Annotated in this window: 11 protein-coding genes; all 11 read right to left on the minus strand. The window is 38.8% G+C overall.

What is annotated here, in order from left to right:
• Positions 1-40 precede the first annotated feature (40 nt).
• Positions 41-2,866: an excinuclease ABC subunit UvrA gene (gene uvrA / locus QUE18_RS11840; RefSeq protein ID WP_009202733.1), complete on the minus strand. Its 2,826-nt coding sequence runs from the start codon at positions 2,864-2,866 to the stop codon at positions 41-43.
• Positions 2,867-2,914: 48 nt separating this feature from the next.
• Complete coding sequence (uvrB, locus tag QUE18_RS11845) at positions 2,915-4,903, minus strand: excinuclease ABC subunit UvrB (RefSeq protein ID WP_009202732.1); 1,989 nt, start codon at positions 4,901-4,903, stop codon at positions 2,915-2,917.
• A gap of 252 nt (positions 4,904-5,155) precedes the next feature.
• Positions 5,156-6,766, minus strand: coding sequence for a hypothetical protein (locus QUE18_RS11850; protein ID WP_009202731.1), 1,611 nt, complete (start codon positions 6,764-6,766; stop codon positions 5,156-5,158).
• Entirely contained in the window at positions 6,759-6,926 is a 168-nt protein-coding gene (locus tag QUE18_RS11855) for a transposase (protein WP_009202730.1), read from the minus strand. Before QUE18_RS11855 ends, QUE18_RS11850 begins: the two co-directional genes overlap by 8 nt.
• A complete protein-coding gene (locus tag QUE18_RS11860) occupies positions 6,923-7,207 on the minus strand; it encodes a MarR family winged helix-turn-helix transcriptional regulator (protein ID WP_008391719.1) in 285 nt (94 codons plus the stop codon). The genes QUE18_RS11855 and QUE18_RS11860 overlap by 4 nt, the downstream gene beginning before the upstream one ends.
• Positions 7,208-7,635: 428 nt before the next feature.
• Positions 7,636-8,031, minus strand: a complete 396-nt coding sequence (locus QUE18_RS11865; protein ID WP_009202729.1) for a VOC family protein — start codon at positions 8,029-8,031, stop codon at positions 7,636-7,638.
• Between the two features lie 34 nt (positions 8,032-8,065).
• Complete coding sequence (locus QUE18_RS11870) at positions 8,066-9,040, minus strand: cysteine desulfurase family protein (RefSeq protein WP_009264088.1); 975 nt, start codon at positions 9,038-9,040, stop codon at positions 8,066-8,068.
• Between the two features lie 189 nt (positions 9,041-9,229).
• On the minus strand, positions 9,230-10,369 hold the full coding sequence (locus QUE18_RS11875) for a S41 family peptidase (protein WP_009202726.1): 1,140 nt from the start codon (positions 10,367-10,369) through the stop codon (positions 9,230-9,232).
• 32 nt (positions 10,370-10,401) lie between these two features.
• Positions 10,402-11,631: a murein hydrolase activator EnvC family protein gene (locus tag QUE18_RS11880; protein ID WP_009202725.1), complete on the minus strand. Its 1,230-nt coding sequence runs from the start codon at positions 11,629-11,631 to the stop codon at positions 10,402-10,404.
• Between the two features lie 12 nt (positions 11,632-11,643).
• The gene (ftsX, locus tag QUE18_RS11885) at positions 11,644-12,552 is read right to left on the minus strand and encodes a permease-like cell division protein FtsX (RefSeq protein ID WP_009202724.1); all 909 of its coding nucleotides are present in this window, start codon (positions 12,550-12,552) and stop codon (positions 11,644-11,646) included.
• Positions 12,542-13,222: a cell division ATP-binding protein FtsE gene (gene ftsE, locus QUE18_RS11890; protein WP_039862057.1), complete on the minus strand. Its 681-nt coding sequence runs from the start codon at positions 13,220-13,222 to the stop codon at positions 12,542-12,544. The genes ftsX and ftsE overlap by 11 nt, the downstream gene beginning before the upstream one ends.
• Position 13,223: the final 1 nt, after the last annotated feature.

A 13,223-nucleotide genomic window follows, 5' to 3' on the forward strand; every position in this document is an offset into this window, starting at 1 on the left:
CTCCACAAATTCCGGTTTGTTACTCTCATGATATCATTTTTTATCGATTAAGTATCCCTTTCAAATACTGCCCAGTATAAGATTTCTCAACCTCGCAGATTTCTTCTGGTGTCCCTGCTGCAACAACTGTTCCACCGCCTGATCCACCTTCTGGTCCCATATCGATAATATAATCCGCAGTCTTGATCACTTCCAGATTATGCTCGATCACAATCACAGTATTGCCACCTTCTGTCAGTCTTGCAAGGATATCCACCAGTTTGTGAACATCTGCAAAATGAAGTCCTGTCGTTGGCTCATCCAGGATATAGATGGTCTTTCCTGTACTTCGTTTGCTTAATTCTGCTGCCAGTTTGATCCTCTGTGCTTCTCCCCCTGATAATTCTGTGGATGGCTGCCCTAATCGAATGTATCCTAATCCAACATCTCTTAATGTCTCCATCTTACGGCTGATCGATGGAATATTAGAGAAGAAATCACAGGCTTCTTCCACTGTCATATTCAGAACATCATAAATACTCTTTCCCTTGTATTTAACTTCAAGTGTTTCTCTATTGTATCGTTTTCCATGACATACTTCACAAGGGACATACACATCTGGTAAAAAGTGCATCTCAATCTTGATGATACCATCTCCTGCACAGGCTTCGCATCGCCCGCCTTTCTTGTTGAAACTGAATCTTCCTTTATTGTATCCTTTTGCTTTTGCATCTTTTGTCATCGCAAACAGATCTCTGATCTGATCAAAAACTCCTGTGTAAGTTGCAGGATTGGATCTTGGTGTTCTTCCGATCGGTGACTGGTCAATCGCTATGATCTTATCTAACTGGTCAAATCCTTCGATGTCTTTGTGTAGTCCTGGTTTCGTCTTAGCCCTGTTTAGTTCTTTTGCCAGACGTTTGTATAAAATCTGATTGACTAAAGAACTCTTTCCTGATCCAGAGACTCCCGTTACACAAGTGAAAATTCCAAGTGGGATTTCTACATCAATATTCTTTAAATTATTCTCCTGTGCCCCGACTACTTTTAGGAATCCTGATGGTTTTCTTCTGACTTGTGGTACTGGGATCTTAATCTTTCCGCTTAAATAAGCTCCTGTGATAGACCTCTTATTCTTCATGATCTGTTTTGCAGTTCCCGTTGCAACAACTTCTCCACCATATTCTCCTGCTTTCGGTCCGATATCTACAATATAATCTGCTGCCAGCATCGTATCTTCATCATGCTCTACAACGATCAGTGTATTTCCTAAATCCCTTAGATTCTTAAGTGTACGAATCAGTTTGTCATTATCTCTCTGGTGAAGTCCGATACTTGGCTCATCTAAGATATAAGCTACTCCAACTAATCCAGAACCGATCTGTGTTGCCAGACGGATTCGCTGCGCTTCTCCACCAGATAATGTTCCAGTAGCCCTTGATAACGTCAGATAATCTAGTCCTACATCATTTAAGAATCCGATTCTTGCCTTAATCTCTTTTAAAACCTGTTCTCCGATCAGTTTCTGGCGTTCACTTAATTCCATCGTTTCTAAAAATGAAACCATTTCCCCGACTGACATATCACACATCTCGGCAATATTCTTATCTGCAACCGTTACCGCCAGTGATTCCTGCTTTAATCGCTGTCCATGACATTCATCGCAAGGTGTGATCGTCATAAATGTCTCGTATTCTGCTTTCATATTCTGAGATGCCTCACGATATCTTCTTCCAACATTCTTGATGATCCCTTCAAATGCCACATCATAGACACCTTCGCCTCTCTGTCCTTTATAATAGACTTTGACTTCTCTGCCACCAGTTCCATATAATAAAACGTCTTTTACTTCCTGTGGATAATCTTTAAATGGTGTTTCCAGATCAAAATGATATTCCCTTGCGAGTGCATCTAAGATTGCTCTTGTATAACTCTTCTTATCCGTTGATGACTGCCATCCAAAGACCTGGATCGCCCCTTCTGCAATACTTAACTTCTGGTCAGGGATCATTAAATCTACATCAAATTCCATCTTATATCCAAGTCCATGGCATACCGGACAAGCTCCAAATGGATTATTGAAAGAAAAGCTTCTTGGCTCTACTTCATCAATACTGATATCACAGTCAGGGCAGGAAAAACTCTGGCTGAAATTCAAGGTTTCTCCACCGATCACATCAACCATCATCAATCCATCGGCTAGATTTAAGGTTGTCTCGATAGAATCTGTTAATCGTTTTTCAATCCCAGGTTTGACCACTAAACGATCCACCACGATCTCAATGTTATGTTTCTTATTCTTCTCCATTGGAATGTCCTCTGACAGATCATAAACATTGCCATCGACTCTGACACGAACATATCCACTTTTCTTCGCATTCTGGAAAACCTTTGCATGTTCTCCTTTTCTTCCACGAACGATCGGTGCCAGAAGCTGAATCCTTGTACGTTCTTCTAACTGCATCAGACGGTCTACCATCTGATCTACGGTCTGCTTACTGATCGGTTTTCCACACTTTGGACAATGTGGGATTCCGACTCTTGCGTACAGTAATCGAAAATAATCATAAATCTCTGTCACAGTTCCTACTGTAGATCTTGGGTTTCTGTTTGTTGACTTCTGATCAATAGAAATCGCAGGAGATAATCCCTCAATGCTGTCTACATCCGGTTTCTCCATCTGTCCCAAGAACTGTCTTGCATAAGAAGATAACGATTCCATATATCTTCTCTGACCTTCTGCATAAATCGTATCAAATGCCAGAGAAGATTTTCCAGAACCACTCAGCCCTGTAAATACAACAAACTGGTTTCTCGGCACTTCCAGATCTATATTCTTTAAGTTATTTTCTCTCGCACCTTTGATGCGGATCATCTCTTTCTTCATTGATAAGCTCCTAATTCTAATCTATCATCAGTTTTAGTATTTCTTCTTTTAATCGTCATATTCCTGATATGCGATCTTGAATTCTTTTAATTCATCTCTAAGCTGTGCAGCCAATTCGAAGTTTAATTCTGCTGCTGCCTGATTCATCTTCTTACTTAACCGCTCAATCACTTCTTTTAATTCTTTCTTGGACATGGATTCCATATCTTTTTCATATCCACCTGTTTCCTCTTCATGTTCATCAGATATCTTGATCAGATCTCTGATATCTTTCTTGATCGTCTGTGGCGTAATTCCATGCTCTTTGTTATATTCATCCTGAATCTCACGTCTTCGTTCTGTCTCCGTAATCGCTGCATGCATGGAATCTGTCATATGATCTGCATACATAATAACATGTCCTTCACTGTTACGTGCTGCACGCCCGATCGTCTGCACAAGAGATGTCTCAGAACGCAAGAATCCCTCTTTATCTGCATCAAGAATTGCAACCAATGTAATCTCTGGAATATCCAGGCCTTCTCTTAACAAGTTGATTCCAACCAATACATCAAAAACTCCCATTCTCAAATCTCTCACGATCTCAATTCGCTCTAATGTATCAATATCTGAATGTAAATATTTTACCCGGATACCAACTTCACGCATATAATCGGTCAATTCTTCCGCCATTCGCTTGGTCAGTGTTGTGACAAGTACTTTATTGCCTTTGTCTGTCTCTTTATGAATCTCTCCTAACAGATCATCAATTTGTCCTTCCACCGGACGTACATCGATTGCTGGGTCTAGTAAACCTGTTGGTCTGATGATCTGTTCTGCCCTTAATAATTCATGCTCTTCTTCGTATTTACCAGGTGTTGCAGATACAAATAACATCTGATCGATCTTCTGTTCAAATTCACCAAATTCCAAAGGACGGTTATCTTTCGCAGAAGGCAAACGAAATCCAAAATCTACTAACGTTGACTTTCTGGACTGATCTCCTGCATACATTCCACCGATCTGTGGTACGGTGATATGCGACTCATCAATGATCATCAAAAAGTCATCCCCAAAGAAATCAATTAACGTACTTGGCGGCTGTCCTGGTTCTAATCCTGCTAAATGTCTGGAGTAGTTCTCAATCCCAGAACAAAATCCTGTTTCTCTTAACATTTCAATATCAAAATTCGTTCGCTCCGCAATTCTCTGTGCTTCGATCAGCTGATCATGTTCTTTAAAATATGTCACCTGCTCAGCAAGTTCTTCCTTGATTCCTTTGATCGCACGCTCAATCTGTTCCTGTGGTACAACATAATGTGATGCCGGGAAGATTGCCACGAAATTCAAGCTCCTCTTTACTTCACCTGTTAAAACATCAAATTCCACGATACGATCGATCTCATCTCCAAAAAATTCAACTCTGACTGCATCTTCAAATGTAGAAACCGGAAGGATCTCCAACACATCCCCCTTAACTCTGAAAGTACCTCTCTTAAAGTCAAGTTCGCTTCTTACATACTGAATATTGATCAGGTCATCGATCACCTCGTCTCTGTCCTTTATCATCCCTGGTCTCAAAGAGATCATCATCTCTGAATAGCTTTCTTTGCTACCAATTCCATAAATGCAGGAAACGCTAGATACAACGATCACATCTTTTCTCTCGATCAATGCTGCTGTCGCGCTATGTCGTAATTTATCAATCTCATCATTGACCGATGAATCCTTCTCTATATAAGTATCGGTAGATGGAACATAGGCCTCTGGCTGATAATAATCATAATAGGAGACAAAATATTCCACGGCGTTATGTGGAAAAAACGCCTTAAACTCACTATATAACTGTGCTGCTAACGTCTTATTATGTGCCAAGATCAATGTCGGTTTATTCAAATTCTGTATAATATTCGCCATTGTAAATGTCTTACCTGAACCAGTCACTCCAAGAAGCGTCTCAAACTGATTCCCATCTTGAAACCCTTTGGTCAGCTTCTCGATCGCCTGTGGCTGATCCCCAGTTGGCTCATATTCTGATACTAATTCAAAATGATCCATATAACTTCTCCCTTATGAAATATCTTTTATCTTTTCATCTATGCATGATTCTGACTGCTCCCACGGGCAAGCCCGTGGGGTTCTGATTGCCAAGTGTAGCTTGTAATCGTACACCATTTTCAGGCTTTGGAGTTACAAGTGTAAATCTGTTTGAATCAGGACTTTTATTACCAAGCAGTCCTACGACCACATTAGCGGTAAATTTCTGTCTTACGACAAGGAAGTACAGTCAATCTCCCTAACATTTAGTTGTTAAGCTACTTTAATTCCACTGTTTAGTATTTTGATATGATTAGCCTTAATCCATGCAATTAGGGCTTTTTCTTTGTCATAGCACCTGCCGAAATCTGTAATACATTTATCTTTGTCTATATCCTGCGTTCTGTAGTCGTAACAATAGAGCAAAAATGATGAATACCAATCTCTTTGTACCAATGTTCCGTCTCGAAGTCTGTAGAGCCTATCAGACAGCTTTTTCTTAATGTAGTCATCTGCCGTGTGGTCGTACTGGCTTGCTCTATAATTATTCGGAACTTCTATATATGCGCCGCCTGTGACTTTGAATTTCTTTTCAACAGTAGTTTGAAATCCAGACGGGCAACGATTCTTTATAGATTTTCCAAAGCGCTTTTTCTTATTAAATCTGCCTTTGCTATTAACAGTAGTCTTCTTAGCCCGTTTCATCAGCTTGCTTGCATTTTTAGGTTCTGTGACGAATGTATCTCCAAGACTTCGCAGATAGTTAGCATCTTCGTTTATTGCAATCTGTTTATTTACTGCATTTATACGGCATAATTCAGCGTGTTTGGCTTTCAGCTTCTTGTAACGATCAGAATATTTCCAAGTCTTTTTACCTTTCTTGATCGTGCCGTCAGGATTGTAATTCTGTGGATTGGTTGCCCGTCTACTCCTGTCCATAGCACGATAATATAAGCGTTCCTTGCGTTCAGAAGTCTGTATGCTGTTGCCACGCTCTGAAAGGTTCTTCAGTCCGACTTCAGTATCAGAAGTATAGGCAACTGTCTGCGTTCCTATATCAGCACCTATCATGCCTTTACCGTATTTATGTCTTGGATTGCCGGATCTATCATATTTAGGCTTAGCTTTGCCTTCTATTGTCAGATGCAGATATACTCTGTACTTACCTCTTATCAACCTTGGAACAAGAGTAGCATAGCAAGGTCTGTAAGTATCTATACAACAGGCTTCTTCTATAAGCGTATTGACAGCATCAGCATCCATCTTGTCAGGATTCTCAAGATAAGACAAAACGGCGTTAACTTCATCAGACTGAAACCTGTCGTTGACTTGAATCCCGAATTGCATCTTTCTAAGTTTGAATCGAAGTTTCCCATCCTCAACAAACATCGGAATACCACGATTTATCTGTTTTGCTCTGATACATGGTAATTCTCCGTATTTTGAGAAATGTGTGGTCTTACCGTTATCATAAAGGCATTTTTCCATACCTCGCCATATATCTTCGGCTTTTGTAAGAGCAAACACCGCATCTATACTATATTTCTTGCCTATAGGAATCATAGATGTCCTGCAGAGATCCCATGTAACATTATAAGATTTCTGCATATCATTGAGCTGATCAGCGAGAGCTTTACGTTTGTCCTTATCCTCAGTATTGCCGTACAGTTTTAGTAGTTTACGATATTTCTTGGTACGCATGAGCTGGTCGTAATTCTTTCTCATAAGACTAACAAGCTCGTTGCCAGCTTTGCGGATTTTATCAGAAAGAGCCACGACTTTCAGAACATCAGGATAAGGCATATCAGTTTCTACAACTAAGATATGCCTGTCAGAAAGTTTATGATATTGTTTCAGAAGTTTCTTGTATTCTTCGTCACTCATGATCTTTCTGTTCCTCGATGTATTTCTTTACTGTAGCTTCACTTATATGACCTACGGTAGATACAAAATATCCTCTTGACCATAATACTCCACAACGAGAGTAGAACTGTTTTAATTGTGGATATGCCTTGAACATTTCAATTGCACTGATACTTTTCAATGTTCTTCTGCATTATTACAGATCTTGTCAAATATATTGATACAGACCTGTTTTTCTTCTGTTAATCCACTTAAAACATTTTTTGCAAACTGTTTTTGTGCGTTATGTCCTGCTTCTATGATCAGTTCTGCCTTATCTAACAAAATAATTTCAATATGCTTTTTATTGTCTTTACTTTGTATTTTTTCAACAAGTCCTTTGTTTTCCAATTTCTTTAACGAAGTTGAAACATGGGATATTGTTGATTTTCTGATCTTTACTATTTCTGCTTTGTCAACCATTTATGACATTATACCCAGTGAAGTGAACTACATCGGTAATTGAATTACCGAGCATCAGATATATATGGCTTCGCCATACAGATTCTGGGTGCGTCCATGACACCTTTACTGCTACCTTTTTGAGGTTACACAGCTACTTTTATGATCAGGAATGAATTAAATTTTCCTTCATACACATAGTGTACCACATCTCCAAGAAAAGAACAAGTGTTCTATTTAAAAATTCAAAAAAGAGGAGACGTTAAAGTCTCCAATGTAACCTGTGGTTACGCGCTTTCATCTGCGGCAATTGAATTACCGAGGATTCCCGCTTTTTATCCTAAAAAATTTAGAAACATTCCCCACCGGGTGCACATTAAATAAAGAAACGCTAGTTTTAACAACTGTCTAAACTAGCGTTTCTTTATTTAAAACTTGTCTTATCGAAACTATTTAATCTTCTGACAAATTTCAATCACTTCTCCACAAGCACTTTCAATCTTGAAGCAGCGAGATCCTTTTTCCCAGAAGTTAAGGCTTGTCTCAATTCCGTCTGATACGATCTTATATCCGTTTGTTTTGCAATATTCATAATCTTTTTCAAGATCAGATGAGCGATATGCGATATGGTCGATTCTTGTTGTTGCACCTCCTGGAAGCTGGTCTCTCTGAGAGATTTCATACATTTTTCCATCCTGAGGATTTTCAAGGAAATATACATTTCTTCCGCCCATTCCAGGGAATTTTCCTGCAACTTTAAATCCTAATTCTTCCTGATACCATTTTGCGTTTAATTCTACATCAGAACAATGAAGTCCGATATGATCCATAGGTAAATTTAACATTTGTTTGACTCATTTTTTAGGTGATTTTATTGTTTTATAATACAGTTCTTTCTCCTGTCACGATCTCTTTTAAGCTGTCAACGATCTTGTCTGCGTCTTCCATCGTTGTTCCTGCTTTCAATGAGAATGAAACGGATTCTGCACTTTCAGCTTTACTTCTTCCGATTGCTGCAAGAATGTTAGAATTTGTTCCGATTCCTGCTTCAATTCCTTCTTCTTTCAAAGCTTTCTGTACAACTGCTGCAGATACATTTTTGATTCTGATATTTAAATGATTGGTGAGATGATGATCTTTGTGTCCATTCAATTCTACATCTTCAATCTCAGCAAAAATACGTTCACACATATGATTTCTGACTGGACGGATTTCTTCCATAAATGTTGTTGCCTTTGCTGCTAAACTTTCTGCCATATCTGACATCACTGTTAATGTTTCTTCGCTTAATGCAGTTTCTGACACATATTCTCCAGCTCCTGTGCTCTTTCTTACATATAAAAATCCTGCATTTTCAGGACCTCCAAAATAAGATGCATCTGCTGTCAGCAGATCAATATGACTTCTTTCTACATTGATCGGCATTTTTCCAAATGCAAATGCTGCATCTGTGTGGAAGATCACACCTTTCTCTGATGTCATTGTTCCGATTCCTGTAAATGGCTCAGAAGTTCCTGTCTGGCAGTTTGCTGCTGTCACTGAAATCAGTTCTGTGTTTTCTTTCAGTTCATTTTCGATCATTGCTACTTCTACACGGCCGGTTGTGATCGGATCTAAATATGTCACAACAGCATCTTTTCGTTCTAGTCTGGAACATTCATCCAATACTTCTGGATCTTCCATCGTCGTGATGATCACATGAGGACGTGCTTTTTTTGATGCTTTCACTACAGCTTTTAAAGCTTTTAAGTGTCCATCTGCTCTTCCTGATGTGAAATAAATCTCTTCCGGTGTTGCTCCAATGGATGCAGCGATCTTTTTACGTGCTTTGCTCTCGCAATTTTCCTTGCTCATCTTTGTTTTCCTCCTTTTATTTCTGTTTCGGATATTATAATCTTTAATAAACAGATTTTATCTTTATTATAGATATTATTTTCTGCTATTTCAAGATTTAATGCATAATCCGTAAATTTGCACAAAAAAAGTATAGAACTTTTGGTAATATGTTCTATACTTTCTTTTTTATATCTATCTTTACAATTCTTATTTCTTCTGTAAGATAGAAATCGCTTTGTTTAATTGTTCGTCAGCTTTTGTCTTCATGTTATCTTTTACTTCGATATCTGGCTTGATTCCTTTTTTATGAATGTTATGTCCTGCTGGTGTGTAATAAGATGAATAAGTCAGTTTCACATAAGATCCATCACCAACTTCAAAGAACCCCTGTACGATCCCTTTTCCAAATGTCGTCTCTCCAACCAGCGTTCCTGTTTTGTCGTCTTTGATCGCACCAGAAAGGATTTCTGCTGCACTCGCACTGTTACCATTAACTAATACACATAGCGGCATATCAAGCTGTTCATTCTTTGTGTCTTTGTAATATTTCTTATTACCATTCTTATCTTCCGTATAAACAATCGTTCCTTTTGGAAGAATCTGTCCTGCAATATCCACTACACTTGTCAGCAAACCACCAGGATTATCCCTAAGATCTATGATCAATTTCTTTGCACCTTGTTTCTTAAGACTTTTCAGTCCACTTCGGAACTGGCTGACTGTTACTTCATCAAATTCGGTAATCTGAAGATATCCGACTTTATCTTGTAACATCTTTGTTTCAACTGTTGGATTCTCAATCGATTGTCTTGTAAATGTATAAGTCTTCGATGTCTGGTTTCTTGTAAATGTTAATTTAACTTTCGTTCCTTCTGCACCTTTGATCTTCTTAACAATATCATCTAATGCATCCGATGTTTTTAATTTATAGTTTCCTACTTTTGTTAAAATATCCCCTTTTTTCAGTCCACTTCCGTCTGCCGGGCTTCCTTTCACTGGTTTCACAACTGTTATGATCCCTGTCTTTATATCCTGTGTAAGATATATTCCAACTCCATAATAAACACCACTTGTAGATTGTTCTAATTCCTTAAAATCATCCTCTGAATAATACGTGGAATAGACATCTCCCAGTCCTGCAACTAAACCTTTGTAGGTACAATCTTCCAACTCACTCTTCTTAACAGAACCTTTATAATATTTATCAATGATCTGTTCTATCCGATTAATCTTTCTTGCTGTCTGTAAGGTTGTACTTGGGATCGCATAGGCACGATAAAGAAAAAATCCTTCCACAATACATACGACAACAAGTAGTCCTACGAGTATTTTTGAAAACTTCTTCATGAAATTAGTTCCTTTCTATTTATGTAATGACGTTATAAGTAATTTTGAGGATTTACATAATTTCCATTCTTTTTCACAACAAAATGCAGATGTGCACCAGATACCATACCAGTTGCTCCGGATTTTGCTATCGTCTGTCCTCCTGACACTCTTGCCCCTGAGGATACTAGAAGTTTGGAGCAATGCAGATACATCGTTTCCAATCCATTTCCATGGCTGATCTTTAAATAATTGCCATTGTATGCATTATATCCAGCATCCACTACTGTACCAGAAGCTGCTGCTACGATCGTTGTTCCAGTTGAACATGGAATATCAATTCCAGCATGCAGTTTCCTGACTCCTGTAACTGGATGAATTCGATAGCCATACCCCGATGAAATACTATGGCAAGACGGTACCGGCCAGATGAGATTTCCTGACGAAACTGTTGTTGATGGTGACGATGTCGTTGTATTTTCTTTCTTGCTTTCGGTCGTAGCCTTTGATGTTGTATTCTTTGATGCCGTACTTCCTGTCATATTCTTTTCTGACTGTGCTTTCGATGTCGTATTGTCTGCATTACCGTCCTTCGCCGATGCAAGATCCATCTCTTCTTGTTGTTTTTCCTCTGCCTCAAACCATGCCAGTAACTCTTTATCAGATGCTAACTGTTTCTGGTAAGAAGCTAACTTAGATTTCTTCTTCGCAGCTGCCTGATCCAGTTTTTCTTTTTCTGTCTCTGCCTTAGCAGTCAAAGTCTTTGTATTTTGATAATCCTGTTTCAGACTCTTCGTTGCCATTCGGATCTTATCTTCCGTTGTCTGTAATTGCAGAAACATGTTACTGTCATATTTGGAGATCTTTGAAACATAATCAGCTCTTTTTAAGAACTCCTGAAAATTATTTGCTTCAAAAATGACTTCCATATATGCCATATTTCCATTTTCATATAGAAACTTAATGCGCTTACTCATGATCCTTGACTGATCTTCTTTGGATGTCTTTGCCTCTTTTAATTCCTGTTGTGTCTTCTTTAACTGTTTCTGTACAGAAATAAGCTTCTCTTGACATGCCTCATACGCATCATTGCTCTTTATCATTTTCTCATCAAGATCTTTGATCTCCTGCTGCATCTTGCGGCTTTGTTCTTCTAATTTCTTTGTTTCCTGCTTTACCTGTTGTTTTTTGGCTGCAGCAAACACTGTCGTCATAGGCAGATTAGAAGCGATCATGGCTGATATTAACATCATAATGATCCCCGCCTGATATCTTCTTTTCATGAGTTCCCCTTCCTAGACTTTTAAATACTTGCGGATCGTGATAGAACTTCCAAGCAATCCAATCACGATTCCTACCAACAATGCTAACGGAAGTAAGTATAACATAATCTGCTGGATCGGTACAAATTTCATAAAGACTGTAACAACATGAAACTTATCATTCATCCAGTTGATAATCCCTTCATATCCTGCAAAAATAATCGCTGTTGGAATCAATGATCCCAAAATTCCTATGATCATTCCTTCTGCCTGAAATGGTGCTTTAATAAATCCATTCGCCGCACCGATCAGCTTCATAATTGAAATTTCCTCTTCTCTGACTGCAACTCCAATAGACACTGTATTGCTCACGAGGAAAATAGAAACTGCCATTAAAATCAGAATGATCCCACCTGCAAGATACGTTCCCATTGTATTGATCTTCGTCATACCTTCCGCCGCTCCTTCAGAATAACGGACTTTCCTAACACCATCAATGGTCTCTAAATGTGATACTACCTGTTTGTATGATTTTACTTCTTTTAATGTGATCTCATAGGAATCTGATTCTTTTAGCGGATTGTTCCCTTCGAATCCTTCAAGAAGCTCTTCATTTCCTTGAAATACATCCTTCTTATAGCTTTCCCATGCTTCTTCAGCAGATACATACCGCATCGTGGCAATATCTTCTTTTTTCTTTATTTCTTCCCCAATCTGATCTTTTCTTTCTGCAGAGATACCTGGTTCAAAAAAAACAGAAATTCCTACAGACTGTTCCATCTGCTGCATCGTTGACCTTACATTCAATGCTACAGATAAAAATGTTCCTAACAAAAAGACACAAGCAATGATCGTTCCCAGTGATGCTAATGAAAACATCTTATTCCTGAAAATATTCCTTGTGCCCTCTTTGATTCCATACAAAAATCTTCTAAATATCATAGGACCCCCTTATCTCATCCTGTTCTATATGTCCATCTTCGATCAAGATCACTCGTTTGCCCATCTCATTGACCAACTCTTTGTTGTGCGTAACAACTAAAACTGTTGTCCCACTCTTATTGATCTCTGAGAGAAGCTCCATGATCCCTTTGGCTGTCACAGGGTCCAGATTCCCAGTTGGCTCATCAGCCAGTAATAATACTGGGTGGTTTACCAAAGCTCTTGCGATGGCCACTCTCTGCTGTTCTCCTCCTGACAATTCATTCGGAAAAGCATTCATGCGGTCTTTCAGCCCCACCATCTCAAGCATATTCTCAACCTGACGCTTAATATATCGGTGTGGTACTTCCACAACTTGCTGTGCAAATGCTACATTCTCAAAGATCGTCCGGTCTTTCAGCAGACGGAAATCCTGAAATACCATTCCCATCTGCCTGCGGAACTTCGGCAGATTCCTCTGTGTCAGTTTCTTATAATCTTGACCGTTTACTATGATCTGTCCACTTGTCACATCAAGTTCTTTCTGTAAAAGCTTCATCAGGGTTGTCTTCCCTGATCCGCTCTTACCTACGATGAAAACAAATTCGCCTTTCGCAATGTCTAATGAGACATCCTCAAGTCCTATATTCCCTTTATTATATTCTTTCGTTACATTTTTTAATGTGATCATC

It is taken from the genome of Anaerostipes hadrus ATCC 29173 = JCM 17467, from assembly GCF_030296915.1.
GTDB lineage: Bacteria > Bacillota > Clostridia > Lachnospirales > Lachnospiraceae > Anaerostipes > Anaerostipes hadrus.

Coding starts and splice junctions, on each gene's coding strand:
- uvrA (WP_009202733.1), bottom strand. CDS start 2,866: ATGAAGAAAGAGATGATCCGCATCAAAGGTGCGAGAGAAAATAACTTA.
- uvrB (WP_009202732.1), bottom strand. CDS start 4,903: ATGGATCATTTTGAATTAGTATCAGAATATGAGCCAACTGGGGATCAG.
- QUE18_RS11850 (WP_009202731.1), bottom strand. CDS start 6,766: ATGAGTGACGAAGAATACAAGAAACTTCTGAAACAATATCATAAACTT.
- QUE18_RS11860 (WP_008391719.1), bottom strand. CDS start 7,207: ATGGTTGACAAAGCAGAAATAGTAAAGATCAGAAAATCAACAATATCC.
- QUE18_RS11865 (WP_009202729.1), bottom strand. CDS start 8,031: ATGTTAAATTTACCTATGGATCATATCGGACTTCATTGTTCTGATGTA.
- QUE18_RS11870 (WP_009264088.1), bottom strand. CDS start 9,040: ATGAGCAAGGAAAATTGCGAGAGCAAAGCACGTAAAAAGATCGCTGCA.
- QUE18_RS11875 (WP_009202726.1), bottom strand. CDS start 10,369: ATGAAGAAGTTTTCAAAAATACTCGTAGGACTACTTGTTGTCGTATGT.
- QUE18_RS11880 (WP_009202725.1), bottom strand. CDS start 11,631: ATGAAAAGAAGATATCAGGCGGGGATCATTATGATGTTAATATCAGCC.
- ftsX (WP_009202724.1), bottom strand. CDS start 12,552: ATGATATTTAGAAGATTTTTGTATGGAATCAAAGAGGGCACAAGGAAT.
- ftsE (WP_039862057.1), bottom strand. CDS start 13,222: ATGATCACATTAAAAAATGTAACGAAAGAATATAATAAAGGGAATATA.